14 protein-coding genes and 2 pseudogenes are annotated in these 22,788 nt (G+C 46.1%); 3 read left to right on the top strand and 13 right to left on the bottom strand.

What is annotated here, in order from left to right:
* Positions 1–661: 661 nt before the first annotated feature.
* Both PAV_RS14830 and ilvD read left to right on the top strand, forming a co-directional pair.
* Complete coding sequence (locus tag PAV_RS14830) at positions 662–1,753, top strand: acyltransferase family protein (protein WP_005547543.1); 1,092 nt, start codon at positions 662–664, stop codon at positions 1,751–1,753.
* 296 nt (positions 1,754–2,049) lie between these two features.
* Positions 2,050–3,735: a dihydroxy-acid dehydratase gene (ilvD, locus tag PAV_RS14825; protein WP_005547541.1), complete on the top strand. Its 1,686-nt coding sequence runs from the start codon at positions 2,050–2,052 to the stop codon at positions 3,733–3,735.
* 173 nt (positions 3,736–3,908) lie between these two features.
* On the opposite strand, the gene hcp is transcribed toward ilvD, so the two are convergent.
* The 9 genes and pseudogenes from hcp to PAV_RS14780 form a co-directional block, all read right to left on the bottom strand.
* Entirely contained in the window at positions 3,909–5,201 is a 1,293-nt protein-coding gene (hcp, locus tag PAV_RS14820; RefSeq protein ID WP_005547539.1) for a hydroxylamine reductase, read from the bottom strand.
* A gap of 164 nt (positions 5,202–5,365) precedes the next feature.
* On the bottom strand, positions 5,366–7,297 hold the full coding sequence (locus PAV_RS14815; protein ID WP_005547537.1) for a fructose-bisphosphatase class III: 1,932 nt from the start codon (positions 7,295–7,297) through the stop codon (positions 5,366–5,368).
* Positions 7,298–7,631: 334 nt separating this feature from the next.
* Positions 7,632–8,182, bottom strand: a pseudogene (locus PAV_RS14810) (dihydrofolate reductase family protein).
* A gap of 178 nt (positions 8,183–8,360) precedes the next feature.
* Complete coding sequence (locus PAV_RS14805) at positions 8,361–9,329, bottom strand: ABC transporter ATP-binding protein (RefSeq protein ID WP_005547531.1); 969 nt, start codon at positions 9,327–9,329, stop codon at positions 8,361–8,363.
* A complete protein-coding gene (locus PAV_RS14800) occupies positions 9,326–10,309 on the bottom strand; it encodes an ABC transporter ATP-binding protein (protein WP_005547529.1) in 984 nt (327 codons plus the stop codon). The genes PAV_RS14805 and PAV_RS14800 overlap by 4 nt, the downstream gene beginning before the upstream one ends.
* Positions 10,310–10,318: 9 nt before the next feature.
* The gene (gene opp4C, locus PAV_RS14795) at positions 10,319–11,239 is read right to left on the bottom strand and encodes an oligopeptide ABC transporter permease (protein WP_005547527.1); all 921 of its coding nucleotides are present in this window, start codon (positions 11,237–11,239) and stop codon (positions 10,319–10,321) included.
* A 16-nt stretch (positions 11,240–11,255) separates the two neighbouring features.
* On the bottom strand, positions 11,256–12,212 hold the full coding sequence (locus PAV_RS14790) for an ABC transporter permease (protein WP_005547525.1): 957 nt from the start codon (positions 12,210–12,212) through the stop codon (positions 11,256–11,258).
* Positions 12,213–12,296: 84 nt separating this feature from the next.
* The gene (locus tag PAV_RS14785) at positions 12,297–14,027 is read right to left on the bottom strand and encodes an ABC transporter substrate-binding protein (protein WP_005547523.1); all 1,731 of its coding nucleotides are present in this window, start codon (positions 14,025–14,027) and stop codon (positions 12,297–12,299) included.
* Positions 14,028–14,545: 518 nt separating this feature from the next.
* Positions 14,546–15,919 (bottom strand): polysaccharide deacetylase family protein, encoded by a 1,374-nt coding sequence (locus tag PAV_RS14780; RefSeq protein ID WP_040736045.1) that lies wholly within the window; start codon positions 15,917–15,919, stop codon positions 14,546–14,548.
* Between the two features lie 189 nt (positions 15,920–16,108).
* Here PAV_RS14780 and ytvI point away from each other — a divergent pair, with 189 nt between their 5' ends.
* On the top strand, positions 16,109–17,257 hold the full coding sequence (gene ytvI / locus PAV_RS14775; RefSeq protein ID WP_005547519.1) for a sporulation integral membrane protein YtvI: 1,149 nt from the start codon (positions 16,109–16,111) through the stop codon (positions 17,255–17,257).
* 42 nt (positions 17,258–17,299) lie between these two features.
* Here the strand turns inward: ytvI and PAV_RS14770 are convergent, their stop codons facing one another.
* From PAV_RS14770 to mltG, 4 genes and pseudogenes are all read right to left on the bottom strand, one after another.
* A complete protein-coding gene (locus PAV_RS14770; RefSeq protein ID WP_005547517.1) occupies positions 17,300–19,120 on the bottom strand; it encodes a peptidoglycan D,D-transpeptidase FtsI family protein in 1,821 nt (606 codons plus the stop codon).
* A 228-nt stretch (positions 19,121–19,348) separates the two neighbouring features.
* Positions 19,349–20,688: pseudogene (locus PAV_RS14765) on the bottom strand (peptidase U32 family protein).
* A gap of 17 nt (positions 20,689–20,705) precedes the next feature.
* Positions 20,706–21,641, bottom strand: coding sequence for a peptidase U32 family protein (locus PAV_RS14760; RefSeq protein WP_040736043.1), 936 nt, complete (start codon positions 21,639–21,641; stop codon positions 20,706–20,708).
* A 17-nt stretch (positions 21,642–21,658) separates the two neighbouring features.
* The gene (mltG, locus tag PAV_RS14755) at positions 21,659–22,720 is read right to left on the bottom strand and encodes an endolytic transglycosylase MltG (protein WP_005547513.1); all 1,062 of its coding nucleotides are present in this window, start codon (positions 22,718–22,720) and stop codon (positions 21,659–21,661) included.
* Positions 22,721–22,788 lie beyond the last annotated feature (68 nt).

Here is a 22,788-nt window from a genome sequence, read left to right as displayed (position 1 = left end):
TCCATGAAGAACAAGGTTTGAACGGCGATGTAATGCCATAAGAAGTTGATCCGTTCCATTTTAATAGGTAGAAAAAGACAACGCTCCAAAAGAGAGTTGCAGAGTGTGTCCTGCTTACAGGCCCCTGACATTCGCTTATACACGAATATGCTAGAGGTCTACTATGTGTATGACAACCGAGGCTCATTCATGCCAGATTGCACGAGTAGCCCTATATTCGCTGAAAGAGGAGACAGCGTCTATCGATATTGGGGAGATAACGTAATATTACTACTATTCTATACAAATCTGCTAGGCAACGTTTGCCTTGATTTCGAATCCTTGTTACGGTCATAACATGCAGCTATATTGAATGCTCTATTCCTTTCATTGACAGCGTTTGCAATCCTCATCCCCCTTCTTTCTTGCCACAATATACTCTATTACGGCTAATCATAACCCTACATTTACCAACTCGTCAACAAGGAATAGCCGTCCGAAAAGCCTTATCAGAACAGCATGCAAACAATAGGCACAATTGAAAGCGTTATTCGTGATTAAAATCACAATATATGCAAACATTCTATGTTACGTTGAAGCTATAACAGACAGCTAACGAGCGAATCGGCTTATTCTAGATAAATAAAGAAGCCGGCTATCGCTTAGGTAAGGAGGGAATATCATGCGGGAGCAAGCAAGCAGCCCCACTGCCCCCGGATGCCAACTGTCGACGTCAACCAGGAGTGGAGAGACGTTCGGCTTGAATTTACGCTTCCTCTTAATTGTATGCGTATTTGTCGGCAATGCTATTGAGCCGCTTATTATGCGCATGCCTGAGATGAAAGCCATTTTTCTATGGATTTTTACATTTCATATGCCTTTATTCGTATTTGTTACAGGCTATTTTGCGCGCAGCAATTTAAATGGAGCAGCGGGCATTCGTATATTGAAGCAGATTGCGCTTCAATATGTGATCTTTCAATCGATCTATTCCCTGTTGGATTATTTCGTATTCCGCGTGCCTGGCATTACTCATTCATTTTTTATTCCGTATTTACTGCTGTGGTTCCTGGTCGGCCATCTATTTTGGAGACTGATGATGCTGATGTTCACACGATTCTCTATTCGCCACCCACTGCTGATATCAATTGTTCTAGGATTTTTAGTAGGCTTTCTGCCGCTGCAGGGTGCTTGGCTCGGCATTTCTCGCTCAGTCGTCTATTTGCCATTCTTCGTCATTGGGCACACGTTCTCCTATGATCGCTTTCGAGAGCGGCTGACACCAACCGTACGCTATGCAGGAGCCGCTATATCCATGGGACTTCTTGTAGTGCTTTATTTCATGTCTGAGCCAATCAATCCAATCTGGTTCATGAACCATATGACCTTCCATGAGCTTGGATGGACACAGTCGGGATGGTTTGCTCTATTGAATCGAACGATCATCTACTTGACCGAGATCGTTGCTTCACTGGCCTTTTTGACATGGGTGCCTATGCGCAATACACGCATTACGAACCTAGGTAAACGAACCTTGTACGTATTTTTGCTTCATGGGCTGATTATACGATGTGTGGTTTTGTCTGGCGTGTACGCTTACATCTCATCAGGGTGGAGCGCAGCCCTGCTCATCGCAGCCTCGATTGCCGGTGCGGTTATACTGGCACAGCCGCAGGTCAGTGCTTGGTTCCATCCGATTATTGAGCCCAAGTGGGACACCATATCGGCATGGATACGCCACAAGCTATTCCGAACGAAAATAGAGCATAGCTGATAGATTGTGTATGCTGTCATATTACGAAAATACGATATACATTCCGATTCGATTATTACAAAAACACCGCACAAAATGGCGTTATCGCTTATCATTTTGTGCGGTGTTTTTGTCCATGCAACAGCGTGTTCGCCTAGAATGGATTGGTAGAAAAACCCGAACAGTTGTGATAGACTACTAAGAAACCTATTGGCAAGCATAAGAAAAAGCCATTCAGAAGTTCGATTTTATGCATGATGTAGAAAAATAGAACTCGTCCCGTGCGACGGGAAGGACATGAGATGGAGGTTCACCATATGACAGCCAAAAAGATGCGCTCAGACATGATTAAAAAGGGTTTTGATCGTGCGCCTCACCGCAGCTTGCTGCGTGCCGCAGGTGTTAAAGAAGAAGATTTCGACAAGCCGTTTATTGCAGTATGCAACTCGTATATCGATATCGTTCCCGGTCATGTACACTTGCAGGAATTCGGCAAAATTGTGAAGGAAGCCATTCGGGAAGCCGGCGGTGTCCCATTTGAATTTAATACAATCGGCGTTGATGATGGGATTGCCATGGGTCATATCGGCATGCGCTACTCGCTGCCAAGCCGTGAGATTATCGCGGATTCCCTGGAAACGGTCGTATCCGCACACTGGTTCGACGGTATGGTGTGCATACCAAACTGCGACAAGATTACACCGGGCATGATTATGGGCGCCCTGCGCGTCAACATCCCGACTGTATTCGTCAGCGGCGGGCCAATGAAAGCAGGTAAGGACTCTAACGGCCGCTCGATATCGCTTTCCAGCGTGTTCGAAGGTGTTGGCGCATACCAAGCCGGCAAGATTGACGAAAAAGGTCTACAGGAATTGGAACAGTACGGTTGTCCAACTTGCGGATCATGTTCCGGCATGTTCACAGCCAACTCCATGAATTGCTTGGCGGAAGCACTTGGCATCGCGCTTCCGGGCAACGGAACCATCCTTGCTGTTGCTCCTGAGCGGCGCGAATTCGTCAAGCGCTCTGCGAAGCAGCTGATGAGTCTGATTGAGCAGGACATTAAGCCGCGTGATATCGTCACAATGGAAGCCATCGATAATGCCTTTGCCGTAGATATGGCGATGGGCGGTTCTACAAATACGGTGCTTCATACGCTTGCTATTGCAAGAGAAGCCGGCTTTGAATACCCAATTGAACGTATTAACGAAGTAGCAGCACGTGTGCCTCACTTGGCCAAGATTGCTCCTGCTTCCGATTATCATATTGAAGACGTGCACAATGCCGGCGGCGTGAGTGCCGTGCTGAATGAGCTATTCAAGAAGGAAGGCGCTCTCCACGGCGAATGCCTGACGGTAACCGGCAAGACATTGTATGAGAATGTGGCGGACAGTCCAATTCTCAATAGCGATGTTATTCATACCCTGGATAACCCGCACAGCGAACGCGGCGGCCTGGCCGTACTGTTCGGCAACCTGGCTCCGGAAGGCGCTATCGTCAAGGTCGGCGCGGTTGATCCATCTGTTGGTGGACATCACATGGGCCCAGCAATCTGCTTCGACTCCCAGGATGAAGCATTGGCCGGCATTGCGAACGGCAAGGTAAAGGAAGGCCATGTTGTGGTTATCCGCTATGAAGGCCCTAAGGGCGGTCCAGGCATGCCCGAAATGCTCGCTCCTACCTCACAAATCGTAGGTATGGGCTTAGGTGCCAAGGTAGGTCTGATTACAGATGGACGCTTCTCAGGCGCTTCCCGCGGCATCAGCATCGGTCATATCTCTCCTGAAGCGGCGGAAGGCGGCCCTATCGCCTTTGTTGAAGACGGTGATATTATCGAACTTGACCTTAACAACCGCAAGATCGAGCTTAAAGTATCCGATGAGGAGCTTGAACGCCGTCGTACAGGCTGGAAAGGATTTGAGCCAAAGGTGAAGTCCGGCTATCTCGCTCGCTACTCCAAGCTCGTTACGAATGCAAGCCAAGGCGGAATTTTGAAGATCTAAGCGATTAGATATAATGTTAGACATTTTATTAGTGAAAATAGAAATGGATAGAACGTTCAGAATACATCTGAATCTCTATCCATTTTTTGTTCATTTACAATGACATCATGAGTTCGTAAAAAGTATTAGCTATTATCAGTGAAACTCCGTACATACTTTACCCCATTCACCATCTAGACGAGACGGAGCATTGCCTTCATATCTTCCTGCGCATTTCCGATAAGCTTCAGGCCGAACAGATCGGTCAGCACATTCATCACGCCTTCCGAGATGAATTCCGGTGGCTTCGGCCCGATGCGAATATCACGGATGCCCAGACTGAACAGGCCAAGCAAAATCGCAACCGCCTTCTGCTCGAACCATGAGAGTACGATTGACACCGGCAGTTCGTTGACACTGCAGCCAAAGGCGTCCGCAAGCGCAGCCGCGATCTTGACCGTGGAGCCGGAATTATTGCACTGCCCCAGATCGATATAACGCGGAATGCCCGTATCCGCCACCGTACCGTAATCGACATCATTGAACCGGAACTTCCCGCACGAGGTCGTCAATATAACAGTATCGTTCGGCAGTGATGTCGCGAGCTCCCGGTAATACTCGCCGCCCTTGCCTGGCGCATCGCAGCCCGCGATGACGAAGAACCGCTTGATTTTGCCATCCTTAACGGCCTGAATAATTTCCGGCGCCAGCCCTAGCACCGTCTCGTGATGATATCCCGTTGTCAATGTCTGCTCGCTCTCCACATCCCCCGCAGGCAGCGCCAGCGCACGCTCAATCAGCGGAGAGAAATCGTCGTTCACGATCTTGGTCACGCCCTCGAGCCCGGCCACGTCATAGGAGAAGAACCGATCGGCATAGGTTCCCTTAATCGGCATGACACAGTTCGTCGTTGCAAGAATGGCGCCAGGATATTGCTCAAACAGACGGCGCTGGTCATACCAGGCTTTGCCGATATTGCCTTTTAAATGCGGATATTTCTTCAATGCCGGGTAGCCGTGCGCCGGAAGCATCTCGGAATGAGTATAAATGTTAATGCCCTTACCCTCCGTCTGCTTCAGCAATTCCTCCAGCGCATACAAGTTATGCCCTGTCACGATGATAGACTTGCCCTCTATCTTGTTCTGCGGGACGGTAACCGGCACCGGAACGCCGAAATGCTCCGTATGGGCCCGATCCAACACATCCATAATGCGGATCGCTGCGCCCCCTACCTTCATCGCCATGTCCAGATGTTCCTGTAAGTTGAAATTGGAGTTAGTCAACGTCATATAAAGCGCTTCATGCGTAATCGCGTCAACCTCTTCATCGACATATCCCAACTGCCGCGCATGCGTCGCATACGCCGCGATGCCTTTCAACGCAAACACGATCGTATCTTGCAGACTGGCAATCGTCTCGTCCTTGCCGCACACTCCTACAACCTTGCAGCCGCCCGTCGGCGTCTGCTCGCATTGATGACAGAACATTTGCGCTTCCCCCTGTCAAAATGATTTTCTATTTCCAACATACTAAATGGGGAAGCACCTTCGAGTGCGTACGATCACAACAAATATTTCAAAATCTTGAATATCGCGTCAGCTTCACAATTTCGCCTCATGTCACAAAAAACTTATTTCTTTTAGCAGTTGATTCATTTCATGTAGCGATATTCCAGGAGATTCTTCAAATTTGATATTTTCTGCAGCAGCTTCTCCCCGATATTGGTTTCCCTTACCAGCTTCCGCTCCAGTACTTTGTCCACCAGTCTTTTTACAGACAATACGTCCGTTCCGTTACATAACACATCTTCTTTTGAATTAAATTTCTTATGGGCGACAAGCTGCATGCCAAAGGAATTATACAACAAGGTATATCCGGCGATGCCCGTTGTGGACTGATAGGCTTTGGAAAAACCGCCGTCAATGACGATCATTTTCCCATTTGCTTTAACAGGGTTCTCTCCACGAATTTCTTTAACCGGCGTGTGACCGTTAATGATATGTCCATAATCCGGATTCATGTCAAACTCCAGCAGGATTTTCCGGCAAATTTCCTCATTTTCACGCAAATGGTAGTAAGGGTTCTTTCTCTCCTTATGTGTTTCTTTATCTTGGATAAAGTACCGTTCAAATGTGGTCATTTCTCTCTTTCCAAAGAGCGAGGAACATTCCCCTGTCCAGATGTACCATACCATATCCGTAGCCAGATCATCCGTTTCTTCCGGATGCGCAAAGGCATAACGTAAATAATATTCAAAAACATCGAGTAGCTGGCGGCCCGAATACGTCTTGTCTTCAATCTGCATTTCTTCCATATTTCCTTCTTCATCCAAAGGAATACAGCCGTGGATTAACAAATTCCCGTTGTATTTTAAATAAAGGCTGCCCTTTTTCATGAGAAAATTCATATGTCTGGCTAGCTTTTCAGAATGCTGAACGGAGAACAGCAGCTTTTCCATCACCTGCTGTTCTTCCTCCAGCAATTGTTCAGGCTGCTGTGGATTTACAGTTGCGAAACAGGTGTTTTCCAGCGGGTAAGTTTTTCCGCCGATCTTGATTTCATTTTTGTCGTAATCAATCTGCTCAAGCAAAAGCCTTTCAGACATATGAAAGTAAGGGCGTCTCTTAATAATCGGGACTTCAAGCTTAAACTGGATCATGGCAATGGCTTGATGAATTTTGGTAATCTGCAAGATTTCCTGCTCCGATACGTTATGGTCGGCCTGCAGCTTAGGTCTGAAGGCCGGATTGTCATCATAGTATTTCTCTGCCAAGTTCAGCAGTGGGCGAAGATTGATTCCGTATACGTCTTCAATGATGTCCAGATTGTCGTATCTGGCGCAGATCCGGATAATATTTGCAAGGCAGACCAAGGAACCCGCATAGGCGCCTATCCACAGGACATCATGGTTCCCCCACTGGATGTCTACAGAATGGTGGTTGATCAGCGTGTCCATAATTTTATCGGGGTCCGGCCCGCGGTCATAGATATCTCCGACTACATGAAGATGGTCAACCACCAGGCGCTGGGTTGTATAAGCAAGGCCGATAATGAGCTTTTCCGCCTGGCCCAAGGAGATAATTTGGCGGTATATTTCCTCATAATAAGGATCCTTATTGTTGGTCAAATCCGTCTTGTATAGAAGCTCTTCTACAATATATACAAACTGCTCCGGCAGAGCTTTGCGCAATTTCGAGCGCGTATATTTAGAAGAGGCATAAGAAATGAGCTTAAGCATTTGTTCAATTGTTTGTCTATACCACCTGTTCAAGGCTTGTTCATTGCACAAGTCTCCTTTAACCAGCTGTATTTTTTCTTCCGGATAATACACTAAGGCCGCAAAATCATTAATTTCTTTATCCGTCCAAACCTCACGGAACAAATCTTTTATTTTCTCTTTTACAGTACCAGAACCGTTTCTCAGTACATGCTGAAAAGCCTGGAACTCCCCATGCAAATCACTGACAAAATGCTCAGTTCCCTTGGGGAGATTGGAGATCGCTTTAAGATTGATGATTTCTGTTACGACTTTTTCTTCCGTATCATATTTCTGGGCCAATAAATCTAGAAATTGCGCATCCAAAACAGTAGTCCTCCTTCAAGGAAACGGTGATATCTTGCCGGGTGTACTTAGAAGCCCTATGGCCTTTTAAGAGGTTTTTTAATTGGGGCTAGCCGCGTACCTTCAAACTTAGTCTAAACAGTAAAGGGAAAAACCTTAGGTTTCCGAGGTTCCCTTTGGTGTTATACTAACAACTTCGCTTTTGGTGCATCAATTCCTCTTTCGATAGCACTCCATCCTTATGTAACCGTAACAGTTTCTACAGTTCATCTGCTACTGAATGGAGTGGGCTATTTAGTGAAAATAACAAAAACCAACCAGCGTAAGACCATAACTTGAAAAATAGAATCTTAGACTATCGCTGCATCCTGTAGATTAACTGCACAACGCCGGAGGTAAATGTTCTTGTATGAACCATATTCAAATTTAACCTCTGTTTTATATCAATAAACAACGGTTTTCCTTCTCCTAAAATAACAGGGTGGACAGATAATCTAAATTCATCCACAAGCCCTAAATTGATAAAAGTTGTAATAAGACTTGCTCCACCATACAGCCAGATGTCCTTACCAGGTTTATTCTTTAATTTATTTACTTCTTCATGAATATTATCATTTATGAATATTACTTTATTATCAGCTCCTTGCTGAGTTTGTGAAAACACATATTTTTTTTACTATGGACTAATTTCCACATTTCTTTTTCTGTTTCCGTATTTTCACTTCCTGGGGTGAATTGTCCCCATAAATCATAGCTTTTTCTTCCATACAAAATTGTATCAATTTGATTTAGGAAATGAGAAAAACCCATCTCAGAGTCCATAATGCACCAATCAACTTCCCCATTTTTCCCTTCAATATAACCATCTGCCGTAACTGCTAAATCTAAAATAATTCTTCGTTCCATAAACGGCCACTCCTTTCATTAAGCTTTCCCTCATTATAGACCCTAATTATGTCATCCTATGTCATATTGATAATAGAAGGAGCTTCTTCTAAACCATTCAGTCCTTCTTAATCAGCGCACGCAAAACAGGCTGCCTCATCTTAATGAGACAGCCTGTAAATTACGCATAAGATTCAAATTAGACCAAGTGGCAGGCAACGTGATGTCCGCCGCCCATATCACGGTACTCCGGCACCGCCTGCTTGCAAATATCTGTCGCGAACGGACAGCGTGTATGGAACTTACAGCCAGATGGAGGGTTTGCCGGGCTTGGAATATCCCCTTGCAACACGATCCGCTCAGGCTTGCGTGTTGGATCCGGTACAGGAACTGCAGACAACAGCGCCTTCGTATATGGATGAAGCGGATTGCGGAACAGCTCATCACGAGGAGCCATCTCAACGAGCGACCCCAAGTACATAACCCCGATCCGGTTGCACAAGTGCTCTACGACTGACAAGTCGTGAGAGATGAACAAGTACGTCAGGTTCTTCTGCTCCTGCAAATCACTCAGCAAGTTGATAATCTGTGCTTGAATCGATACGTCGAGCGCCGATACCGGCTCGTCAGCTACAATAAATTCAGGGTTCAGCACCAAAGCGCGCGCAATCCCGATACGCTGGCGTTGTCCACCAGAGAATTCGTGCGGATAGCGATCGATATGATACGGAGCCAAACCGCAAATCGTCAAAATCTCTTTAACCCGATCACGCACTTCGCTCTTCGAAGAAATGCCGTGGTCAATCAAGGCTTCGCCGATTGCATCGCCAATCTTAATGCGCGGGTTCAAAGAGCTGTATGGATCTTGGAACACAAGCTGCATCTTAGGACGCATATTGCGCAGATCCTTTTTTGACAGATCATGAATTTCTACACCGTTGAACAATACTTGTCCTTCGGTCTTATCGAGCAAACGAAGGATGGTACGTCCCGTAGTTGATTTCCCGCAACCGGATTCTCCTACAAGACCAAGCGCTTCTCCTTTATTCAAGTTAAAGGACACGCCGTCAACCGCACGAACATGGCCTACCGTTTTTGAAAAAATGCCGCCTTGGATGGGGAAGTATTTTTTCAAATTGTCTACTTGCAACAACGGTTGTTGACTCATTGTACGTCCCCTCCCTTTTCATACAGCCAGCATGCTGCCTTATGTTTGTTGTCATATACTTTAAGCTGAGGCTGCTTATCCGTACAAATGGACATACAATGCTCGCAACGATCATTGAAGTAACAATTCTCTCCAAGCTCTACAGGGTTCGGAACCTGTCCTGGAATCGTATATAAACGCTCCATACGCTCATTGATGACTGGTTTCGCCTTCAAGAGACCTTGCGTATACGGGTGCTTTGGATTTTTGAAGAGCTCCAGCACAGGAGCTTCTTCAATCACTTTACCTGCATACATAACGACAACATGGTCTGCCATTTCCGCTACGACACCAAGGTCATGCGTAATCATCATGATCGCAGTGTTGAATTCCTTCTTAATGTTGCGCATCAAGTCCAAGATCTGTGCTTGAATCGTTACGTCGAGCGCGGTTGTCGGCTCATCCGCAATGAGAAGCTTCGGATCACAGCTAAGCGCAATCGCGATCATGATCCGTTGACGCATACCGCCGCTAAGCTCATGCGGATATGCATCGAAGATTTGTGCCGCGCGTGGAATGCCGACCAGTTCGATCAGCTCGATCGCGCGCTTTTTAGCTTCCTTCTTCGTAACGCCTTTATGCAACAGGATAGGTTCTGTCAGCTGTTCCCCGATCGTAAATACCGGGTTCAGGGACGTCATCGGCTCCTGGAAGATCATCGCGATTTCATTACCGCGGATCTGACGCATTTCACGTTCCTTCAAGCCAAGCAAGTCTTTGCCATTATATAAGATCTGACCGCCCTCCACTTTACCTGGAGGAGAGACAAGACGCATAAGAGACATCGCTGTTACGCTTTTTCCGCATCCGGATTCACCAACAACACACAGCGTTTCTCCTTCTTTAATCGAGAAGCTGACATCATTGACCGCTCTTACGACGCCACTGCTAGTATAGAAATTCGTCCGCAAATTGCGAAATTCGATCAAGTTATTTGACATAACGTATCCCTACCTCTTCATTTTCGGATCGAGGACGTCTCGCAAGCCGTCACCAATGATGTTAATCGAAATTACTGTCAAGAAAATACATACGCCCGGCGGAATCCACAACCATGGACGCTTCTGGAAATCAATCAAGTTGTTCGCCGCTGTAATCATGTTCCCCCATGATGGTGTCGGCGGTACTACCCCTAGACCCAAGTAACTCAATACCGACTCTTGCAAAATAGCACCCGCAACTGTCAATGTAGCTACGACAATAATGATCGGAATTGTGTTCGGCAGCAAGTGGCGGAAGATTTTGCGGCGGTCACGCAGACCGAGCACTTCTGCCGCTTGCATGAACTCTTGCTCACGAAGCATCAAGATCTGTCCGCGCACGAGACGGGACAAGCTCGGCCAGCTCATGAATCCGAGCAAGAACATAACGACAAAAATCCGCTTGTCCGGTGGAACCTTCATATCCGAAAGTACCGCGCCAAGAATAATGAGAAGCGGCAAGCTCGGAATCGACATCATAATATCCGCTAGACGCATGATGATGGAATCAACCCATCCGCGATAGTAACCTGCAAGTGCGCCAAGCGTACTACCGATTGTGACAGAGATAATCATAGCAACGAGACCGACGATCAAGGATACGCGTCCTGCGAGCATTACCCGCAGCAGGATGTCGCGACCCAGGTTGTCCGTACCAAGCCAGTGTGTAGCGGAAGGGCCTTTATTTTTCATCGGGCCCATCGTATCCAATGTATATGGCGAGAACAGCGGACCAATAAAGCAAATGACGAACATCAATAGTACAACGACAAGTCCGCCCATTGCGAATTTGTTTTTGCTAAGTTGCTTAAATGCCAACCTCCACGGGGAAGCAGGCTTCGTCTTCGAAGCAGCTGTTGCAGCTGCAGAGTTAGTAGCAGTTTGAGACACGAGCTTTTTCCCCTTTCTATTTCATGCGTACACGTGGATCGGCCACGCGGTACAGCACGTCAGCTAAGAAGTTACCGAGCACAGTGAGCAATGCCAAGAACATTGTGAAGCCCATCAACAGGAAGTAGTCACGCGACGTGATTGCTTCCAAGTTAATACGGCCGATACCCGGCCAGTTGAAGATTTTCTCTGTAATCATTGCGCCACCGAACAATCCCGGAAGCTCGATGCCCAACAACGTAATTGCAGGCAGCATTGCGTTGCGAAGCGCGTGTTTGAAAATAACCGTTCTTTCTTTCAAGCCTTTCGCACGTGCAGTTCGGATGTAATCCTGACGAATAACTTCCAGCATGCTCGTACGGAAATAACGAGTAAGTGAGCCTACACTCAGTGCAGTCAATACGATAACTGGCAGCATTAAGTGATGAATCAAATCCCAGAATTGCGCCAATCCGGTTGCATTGCTTCCGGAGGTGTACATTCCGCCTACAGGGAATATTTTGAAGTCGACAGCTAACGCTTTTATTGCATATAAGCCAACAAAGAATGATGGCAATGACATTAAAGCAAAAACGAGAAACGTAACTACTCCATCAAAAAAGGAATATTGCCTGATAGCAGAAAATACACCGACTAAAATTGCAATTGCCCATGATAGAACTAATACGATTGCAGCAATCATAAAGGAATTCCACATATAGCGATTGAGTACAGTTGTAACCGGTTGCTTATGCTGTATCGACATCCCCAGGTCTCCCTTGAGTGTATTGCTAGCCCAAGTGAAGTAACGTTCTGTTAGCGGCTTGTCCAAACCGTGAATCGCTTTAAGTTCAGCAGCGCGTTCTTTGGAAATCGTCGGGTTCGAATCGATAAAGTTACCCGGTGCCAATGCAAATACGGCGAACAGGATAACGGATACCCCTATTATCGTAGGAACCAATTGTAACAGCCGCCGGATGGCGTATTGCTTCATAATTATTCCTCCTAGCTTTATATAAGCCTAAATGCCCAGCCCGAAGGCTGAGCATTTTGCAGGCACTATTCATATGCCTTGCGGCTATTGAATTTGCAATTGTGGCAAGCTGTACGTGAAGTTACGGTAAGGCGACATATCGAAGCCTTGCAAACGAGCATTGTTAGCCCACATGTCACGACGTTGATACAAGAAGATATATGGAAGATCTTCGTTCAACTCTTTATACAACTCTTTAAAGACTTCTTTACGCTTTTCTGTGTCTACCATTGCTCCAGCTTTTGTGAACAGCTCATCAACCTTCGGATTGGAGTATCCAACATCGTTCTGGGAACCGCCAGTCTTGAACACATTTTCCCCGGATTGTGGGTCTGGAGTTAAGGACCAAGCCAAGAACATCATGTCGAAATCGCCTTTTTTACGCTTGTCTATAGCTGCATTGAAGTCCATTTGCTCTGCAACGAATTCGATGCCAAGCTCTTTGTAGCTCGCTTGAGCAAGCGGAATGATTGCATCGTTTACAGGGTTAGGCGTTGTAGCTGTAAACGTAATCTTGAATTTCTTACCGTCTTTTTCACGGATGCCGTCTGCGCCGACTTTCCAGCCTGCTTCATCCAGCAGTTGTTTTGCTTTTTCCAAATCGAAATCGTACTTATTCACATCATCCGTGTACGCCCAAGATACTTTGGATTGCGGAACGTTCAGTACGTCTGCATAGCCTTGATATACCGCATCGACGATTTCCTTACGGTTCAAACCGTATGTCAATGCTTGGCGAACGCGCTTGTCTTTAAATTGATCATGCTTATGGTTGAATGCGATAAAACCGTATCCGTTAGTAGGGAACAAGTTAATATCAACAAACCCGAATTCTTTCAATTGCTCGATTGTATCTTTGTTAACATCGATGAAATCCATATCTGTTTCGCCAGCTTGCAGCAATTGGACATTCGTTTCCGATGTCGTGAACTTATAAATCAATTTATTGATTTTCGGCTTGCCTTGGTAGAAAAGCTCGTTCGCTACCAATACCGCTTCTTGACCTGGAGTGAACTTTTCAAGCTTGTACGGCCCATTGCCGACTGGATGTGTGAACAGATCTCTCATATAACCAAGGTTACCTTGTTTGTAATCCTTGCCATAGATTGCTTTAGGAAGCACGCCTACGGAACCGATAGCGGAAAATGCCAAAGCGTTAACTTCGGTCGTCGTCACTTGAATCGTGCGCGGATCCAACACTTTAATGCCTTCGATGGATGTCGCTTTTCCTTCTTTATACTCTTTGCCGCCCTTAATATGAGCGTCCTTGATAATGTCGGTAGGACCGTCATAAGACTTGTCGTGCAATACAGTCAAGCTGAATGCTACGTCATCCGCAGTCAACGGAGTATTATCACTGAACTTCAGGCCGTCACGCAATGTGAACGTGTATACAAGATTGTCCGGGGAAATTTCCCATTTCTCTGCTATGCCTTCCTTATAAGTACCGTCTTTGTTCACTTCGATCATACTGGTGAATATGGAAGTATTAATAAAGTTATCATATGATGTTTCACCATACAGCGGATTGAAAATTCCGCTTGGCGCTGAGATGCCGATAATCATGGTGTCCTTACGGTTCTTCGCAAGCTCTGGAGACATGGATGTATCCGAAGCTTTAATCAAGCCATCGGTTACCAATTCTTCAGCCGGTTGTTCTGTATTTTGCCCAGTAGACTTGTCCGCACCCTCAGAGGAACTTCCGCCTCCGCAAGCAGACAGGATAAGTGTCAATGACAACAATAAGCAAATCATAGTGCTAAGACTTTTCTTCACAACATTCTCCCCTTATTTCTCAGATGGCATTTATAAATAGTATAAAAGTTGTATACATATTACCTAGATTTAATAGAATGTTCGGCTATATCCTCTTTTATAGAACATTGGTCAATAAAATATGAAAGAATGACCAATTCCTCCGTAGGAAACGAATATTTTTTCATAATACTACTTGATAACTTCGTATTTGTAAATGCTTATGTCAGCTTTACCTTAAAAGATTTTAATTTTCGTTCGATAACTTTTTTTATCAATGATAGGCAATTCGGCTTAAAAAATCATTTTTTTCATATCTAAAAACGGAAATCTGTTCCTAATTCACTATTTTGTTTCCTCTCAGTGGATAACTGTTCACATAGTCCTCTCAGAAAGTTCATTCCTCTGTTTTTATTCTTTTGCATAAAAGTTGCATAAATACTCAAAACGACTTTACACAAAAAAATAGCTTTAAAAAATGGTCAGTACCATTTTCTAAAGCTATTAAACAAATGTAATTATATGGTATTATCGGTTGATTATAGTGGATGTGCCGCGTTTTCTACTTTCTGATCAACGAGTACGATTCGCTCAGAAGCATTCGCATCAAATGCATAATTTCTGTTTTTCCCATATCGCGACAGCAATGTTTCTGTAGACATAATAATCAACTTCGGAATCATCTGCTCCGCTTGCTGCTTCAAGCGATTCTGTCCTTGAGGATGAATAATGCTCATAAGGAGCCGTAAATATCTTCGGGTCACCCAAGAGAACAAGCCTCTTGGTAAATCCCGCACCGTAAACCCAAATTGCTCAGGGCCGCGATGCATCATACTTACTCCGTACAACGCCTTCACATTCGCCCGCAAATTATCATCGCTTAACAAATAATCTGCAAGCTCAGGTAATGTGCGCTCGACTGAGCGTATCATCTGGATTGCAATTTGCATTGAAGTCCGCGACCGATGACCGATATCATACAATAACTTATTGTCAAAATGCAGTTCCAACACAAGGTCATTGTGCTTCAGTTCTACCCCGTCATCCAACATGATGGCTTTGCCATGGTACGGGCGGACACGGAAGTGGAACACCGGTTGTTCACTGTTCGTTGTCTTGAGAGCAAAAACGGAGTGAAACCCTTTCTCGTAGAGAAACCAAAGACGCACAACCGTTCGTCTAAGCCAGCTTGGGTTCTCGATTCGGGCTTGATCAGTCAAGCGGATAAGCTCATCGATACGGACACAGCGCAGTTCTCGCTTCTCTGCTTCCTCCATGAACCGTTCCAACGCCACAAGCATATTTGCTGGTGCTTCACGATCCGCTCCCAGCGTCAAGCCGCAATCATGCAGCAGCAGCACTTCTCCACCCCGACATCGTTTCATCATGCGTTGATATAAGCGTTCGGCGCCAAGCTTCTTCCGCCAATCCCCGAACAATACAGACCATAAAATAATTTGCAGGTAACCGAGGTTGCCATAGTCGAACAAATTAACGATTCCCCATGGGGGCCGATAATAATTCGTACGCTTGCCCGTTACTGATTGAATAATGTCTGACGTTTTGCGAATTTGTCGTTTCACCGTTTTTGGACGCATCAGCCAGTTGGACTTATGAACATAGTTGTGAATGCCGATAAGATGCCCCTCATCGTGCATTCGCTTCAGCAATTCCGGATGCTGCTCTGCATGTATGCCAACAACAAAAAATGTTGCCTTGGCATTATATTTCTTCAACAGGTCTAACAGTTGCGGCGTATAGATTGGATCTGGGCCATCGTCAAACGTCAACGCCAGCTCCCGTTCTGCACGTCCCTTCTGAAAGACACGAAATCCAAACAGGCGGCTGATTAAGCCAGGGAGAAACGCATAAAACGTCAGGATGTAAAACCCCCATAATAAAATGAATTCCACCATCCTAGTTCCCCGTTTCTTTTTACAAAATAAATGCGACATTCTTATACTTTACGAATTGCATGTACGTATGTATTACTCTACGTATGAACTGTTATTATTGTAACATAATGAACAAAGAATAGGCACGGGAAATCGTTTCGTGTACAATGGAAAGCATACTGTATTTGGTGAAAAGGAGTCTGTTCTATGATTGCATTTTACCGTAAGTATTGGCGTACGGCATTTGATATCGCATTGCTGATCGTAACCGCTTATTTAATCATGTATACGTTCAGCTATTTGTATTCAATCGCCGCCCCTATCTTCTTGGCTTTTGTGGTATTCATGTTCATCGAGCCGTTGGCCGCTTTTCTCAACCGACGAGGCATGAAGAAAGCAATCGCCTCGGCCATCTCTGTATTATTGTTCGTGCTGGTCATATTAGGAGCTATGTTCGGTCTTGGATTTATTGTCGTCCATCAAGCCATTGAATTGCAAGGTCAACTGCCCTCCTATATTAAGGCTGTTCAGAATGAACTGGTTAACATCGCCAACTACTTGCAAAATCGCTATGAGTCATTGCCGCCTGATGTATCTAACCGCATCAATGATTATGCGGGCAATGCTGCGAAGCATATTTCTGAATTTATCGCTGGACTGCTCGGCCTGCTTATTAAGCAAATTACATCCTTTTCAACATTTACGCTGAACTTTGCCATTGCTATTATCCTTGGCTATTTCCTCAGCATTGAAATTGATACGTGGCGCAGAGTTGCCCGCAACAAAACACCGCGTACTTTTCTCAAAGCGTACCTATTTTTAAAAGAAAATGTTTTAAAGGGATTATCTGCCTATTTGAAGGCCCAGCTGAAGTTGATTTCCGTAACCTTTATCATTGTTTTTATCGGTCTTCTTTTGCTTGGTGTGAGCAATTCCTTCCTTGTCGCCTTGTTATCGGCTCTCTTTGATTTGCTTCCCTTGCTTGGAATTCCATTTATCTTCATCCCTTGGATTGCCTACCTACTTATCATCGGCAATACGTCACTTGCAATTGGACTTGCTGTTGTCATGGGCGTCACACTTCTTGTTCGGCAAATTCTCGACCCTAAAATTACAGGAACATCACTTGGAGTGTCCGCATTTACCATGCTATCCTTCATGATCGTATCGATGTCATTGTTTGGGGTAATCGGTATCGTTATGTCCACCGTCCTGTTAATTTTAATTAAAGCCCTCTATGATCAAGGTTATTTAAAACGTTGGATCCGTATGCCTAAAGAAGAATTTGATTCTGGACATCCGTTTGACAGCACCAGAGAAGATAGCGGGGACAATAAGGATAATACCCCTTCTTGACTTACTAGCCGTTCCGTCCTCACATCCGTAAAGATGGAACGGCTATTTCTGTGCGTGCTGTGCCAATACCTCCATAACTGCACCAAATACCTCTGTAGCTTTATGAGAAGCACTTGCTGGATCATTTTCACTTACTACACTTACCGCATATTGCGGCTTCTCTACCGGCCCATATCCGACAAACCAGGTATGTACGTTAGCCGTTCCATATGCTTCAGCCTGAGCCGTTCCGCTTTTCCCTGCAACATTCCATGAAACCTGCCTGAGCGACTGTCCTGTGCCGTACTGCACCACATCTACCATCATTTTTTGGACACTGCGGGCTGTCTCTAACTTCATAATCCGCTCCTTCTTCGCTTGTACAGCGAATCGAGCGAGCGGCATTCCCGTTGCATACTGTACCTCCTGAATTAATCGCGGGGAGCCGTAATTTCCATCCTGCAGCAGTGTCACAACAAAATTGGCTGCTGCCAGCGGTGTTATTCGAACATCCCGCTGACCAATTCCTGATTGTGCCCGTACCCCTCCCGACACATCCAGTGGCTGCACACCGTCTGGAAAAACACGACTTTCTTCTTCACCCTCGAAGTGATGCAAATTGCGATGCCCCATGCCATCATCAGATATCATGCCAACAAGCCCGCTCACTCCCATCCTCTGCGCATAGCTAGCTAATTGCTCTCCAGACAAACGCTCTCCCAGTTCAGCAAATACTTCATTGCACGATTCTGCCAACGCTTCCCTCAGCGTAAGCATGCCATGTCCTTCCGGCAGCCAACATGCCAACCCATACTTTCCGTAGTGGCCGTCGCACTGGAAGCGTTCATTCAGTTCCGTCAATCCCGCTTCCATAGCAGCAGCTGCAATGAATAGCTTATATACAGAGCCTGGAGGAAGAGCCTTAGTCGCTCGGTTGTTCCATGATCCCTGTTCAGGTTCAATATGATAGGGATCTGCGGATGGGCGGGATACCATCGCTATTACATCTCTTGTTGCAGCATCAAGTACGACGACGGAGCCTTTTGCAACCTTGAACCGATCAAGCACTTGTTCAATGGCAGCTTCGATCATCTGATCGGTTGTTGTAGTTAGCCGCAAAGGATAATACGGATTATCAGGCCGTCTTATGCGAACATGAAGGCCATTTAGCGGATGTCGCCCAGCATCTGTATAATGCACGGCCGTCGTTGCTCCCAAGCCCTTCAGCAGCGGCCCAAAGGATCGCTCCAATCCCGATATGCCAACAACGCTGGAAACCGCATTGTTTCTATTCCTTTTAGAAGTGATTGTGTTAGCAGAGCCCGCCAAATCTGCGATTGCTCCTACCCATTGCGGGGTATGCTGACGCAGCGGATACCGAATCGTATACGGAAGCGCGCTAACTCCCTCCCAGTCGGACGATTGTATCTGAGCCGCTTGATCCGCGGTAAGCTCGAAGGGCAGCTTATTATCCTTCTCATTCGGCCAAATCAAAGGCTCCGCAAGCTTCTCCCATCGTCTGCTGACCTCTTGTTCCGGCAAATGCAGCCATAGCGCCAAGCTGCGAACCGCGTCTGTGCTTATCGTATTTTTATTCACAGGAAAGAGAACCAGAGCCGTAACGAGTTGACCGGTATACGGTCGCCCTTCCCGATCAACAATCGTTCCGCGTCCATCATCCAGCACCACAGCACGGGCACGCTGAATAACCGTACGCTGCATTACCGTATAAGTGCTATCGTCTACCTTACTGTGAACGAACAGCAGTTGAAGCCAGCCCAGCCTTACAATATAAATACCGATAATTACCGTAATGACACATGCTAACAAAGCAAGCCGATTGTTCATGAGCCGCTGCCGCTTAGAACGTTGGCGTGACAACACTTTCACCCACCACCTTCACAACAATCGAGATTTGAAACATCTTTTTAGTATCATTACTTCCCACTTCCCCATTCTCATAACCACGACTACGGGTACTATCCAACAGTCTACTTCTTATTAACGGTGATCCAACGTTATTGCAGAACAAAAAAGCCCTCGCCATCTTCTGGCAAGGGCTTAAAACGACTGCTGATTATTACTGCTCTTATTTAATTGCTGATCTATGTTTTACGCTTTTGCGTTCTTCTTGCGCATCATATCGAAATACGTTACCGGCTGATCAACCTTCATGCGTACGAGCTGCAGCGGATGGCGAGCTGCATCCAGCTCATTGCCTTCTGTATCCCACAGCTTATCCACCGTTTGCTTGAAGAACGTGTTGTTCGGGCCAAAGAACTCAACCTCAGCTCCCACCTTGAAGTGATTGCGCTGTTGGATCGTCGCAATGCCAGTATCGGCATCGTAATCCATAACCAAACCAGCAAAATCATAAGGTGCCGGCTTGTCTTCCGGCTCGTAAATATGATCCTCATGATCCGGCTCTTCGTAGAAGAAGCCAGTATTAACAGGACGGTTAGCCGCCTTATAAATCTCATCCAACCATTCCTGCTTCAGCTCATAGTTGTCTGGATCGGCCATATAAGCATCAATGGCTTTCCGATATACGTTTACTACCGTGGCCACATAATGAATCGACTTCATACGACCCTCAATTTTGAAGCTGTCTACCCCTACATCGATAAGATCCGGCAAATGCTCGATCATGCACAGATCCTTCGCGCTCATAGCGAACGCATTGTCATTCTCATCGAACAACGCCTTCTGATTCACTCCCAGACGGAACTGCTCCAGAACAGAAGAACCCGATGCTTCCTGTTCGCTGATCATATCCATTGCATCTGCACGGTCATCCTCGAATAGATCGTATTTCCAGCGGCATGATTGGCAACAGCCGCCACGATTGGAATCGCGGTTTGTAAAGTGGTTGGACAACACGCAGCGTCCGGAATAGGAAGAACACATCGCTCCGTGAATAAAGGCCTCAATTTCGATATCGACATGATTTTTCATCTCCTGGATTTCATCCATGCTCGTTTCCCGAGCCAAGACGACGCGAGGCATGCCTTCATTTTTCCAAAATTGAATCGTTTGCCAGTTGGCGATCGACTGCTGGGTGCTTACGTGAACCTCCAGCTTCGGTGCCACACGCTGCGCCGTTTCAATAATGAATGGATCTGCGGCAATAATCGCGCTAATGCCTGCATCCTCCAAATTGCGAAGATATTCCTCTAACCCTTCGACATCTTCATTATGCGCATAAATATTCGTCGCAACGAACACCTTTGCGCCATATTTTTAGCAAACTCCACACCTTCACGCATTTCTTCAAAGCTGAAATTGTCTGCATTAGAGCGCAAACCGTACTTCTGACCACCAATGTATACGGCATCCGCACCATAATGGATGGCGAACTTCAACTTCTCCAAATTGCCGGCGGGAGCGAGCAGTTCCGGCTTGTCCAAGCGATATCGCTTGCCGTTATATTTATGTTTTGTTTGTGTGCTCATCGTTGTACGCCCCCTCCTTAATACATTTGTTCTTTATAGAAAAATCCGAATGACAGCTCTCGCTCAGGATCCTGAACAGCACGGATGCGATCCATCCATTCATCCTTCATGACATACCCTTCAGGATCGGCGATATAGGCATCGATTGCTTCACGATACACGCGAACGACGGTTTCATTGTATGAAATAGACTTCAATATTCCTTCGATTTTGAAGCTGTCGATACGAGCATCAAGGAGTGACTTAAAATCTTCAATGAAGCAAATATCGTCAGAACTCATGATGTGGGTTCCGTTGGCATCTTCATACATCGGGAACTTCTCATCCTGACGTTCCCGCTCAACGAGGAAGAGCTTCTGATCCATGCCCACTTCATACGTACCTTCCTCTTTACCAAGATGATGCATGTAATGATGAACTAGGTGACGCTTCGAATGATAAATATTAGTCATGCCATGAATTTGCACTTGGACTTCCATGTCAGGAAGCTGATGTTTCATCTCTACGACTTGCTCCAAGTTCAGCTCACGGGCAGCAACAATGCGACTTGCGCCGCGCTTCTGCCAGTATTGAGCTGTCCGGTAGTTCGTGGATGTCATCTCGGCATTCCATTGCAAACGAAGAGATGGTGCCGCAGTTTTTGCAACCATCAGCACAGCCGGATCACCATAGGCAATCGCATCGACTCCAAGATCCTCCAGTTGTTTCAAATATTCAGACAAATCCGTTAAATGCTCATTATGCATAATATTATTAACTGCAACATACAGCTTGGCGTTATGGCTGCGGACGATCGGCAGGCTTGCCTGAATATCCGCGATTGTCATTTCACCCGGCATGCGCACGCTATATTTTACTTCCCCGACGAGGACTGCATTCGCACCAGCCTGAAGCAGACGCTCCAGTTCCTCAACACTGCCTGCGGTAACAAGCAATTCCGGTTGATAAGTCATATTCATTTCACCACTTTCTATTGACCTGCCGTTTTCTTGCTCTGTTCGATATTACGCTCATGCTCTGGAAACGTTTTGGCGAACAGATGCGTTTGGGAGCCGTCTTTTTTGGTCACATAATACAAATACTCTGAAGCCTCCGGCTTTAACACTGCTTGAATGGAGGCTGTACTTGGACTAGAAATAGGGCCCGGCGGCAATTTATCTATTTTATACGTGTTGTATGGACTATCGATTTCCAAATCTTTATAATACAAACGTTCCTTCGGCTTGTCCAGTGCATATTGAACGGTAGCATCGATTTGCAGCCGCATGCCCTTGGCGATTCGATTATCAATGACGCCCGCAATCAACGGACGCTCTGTATCAACGACAGCCTCTCGCTCGACCAATGAAGCCAGCGTCATCATTTCATGAAACGACAATCCACGTGTCTTCAGGTCAGCCTCCCAGCTTGGTGACGCTTGTGACAAACGCTTCTCTGTTTCCTGCACCATTCGAGTAATAATGTCTTCCTCGGAGCTTCCCTTCTTCAGTTCATAAGTCTCAGGGAACAAGTACCCCTCAAGTTTATGCTTCAGCTTAACACCATCAGGAATATGCGTAACAAGCGGCGCTGACTGCTTGAGCCAAGACGTATCATCCGTCAGTTTCAGGAAACGCTCCTTGTCCACAATGCCGTCCTTGCTTAGTTTGTCCGCAATCTGTTCCACGGTATAACCTTCAGGGATCGTGAAGCGCACCATTTCTTCCGCAACAACATCACCGCTGTTCAGCTTGGCAATAATGTTGTCATAGGTAGAACCTGAACGGAATAAATATTTCCCCGCTTGGAAACGGCTGCCCTCCCCGTTCCATTTCAGATACACTTTGAATATGAGTGCATTGCGAATAATTCCCTGCTCCTCCAACTGCGATGCGATCGCTGCTGTTCCAGAGCCTTGCTCGATTACAACCGGGATATCCCGCTCCCCTTGCGCAGAAGGACGCATTTCGCTCCATATATAACCAATCCCAACCCCGGCCACAAGCAGAATCACAAGGCTGATCGTCAGATAAATCTTCAAGCCTTTCCTCATCCACACACTCTCCTACATGGAAAAAGAGCGGATTTCCGCCCTTTTTCCGTAAAGTATCAGTTAGCTGA

It is taken from the genome of Paenibacillus alvei DSM 29, from assembly GCF_000293805.1.
GTDB lineage: Bacteria > Bacillota > Bacilli > Paenibacillales > Paenibacillaceae > Paenibacillus_B > Paenibacillus_B alvei.
The sequence above is the reverse complement of the archived record's forward strand: the minus strand, read 5'-3'. Positions and strand labels throughout refer to the sequence as shown.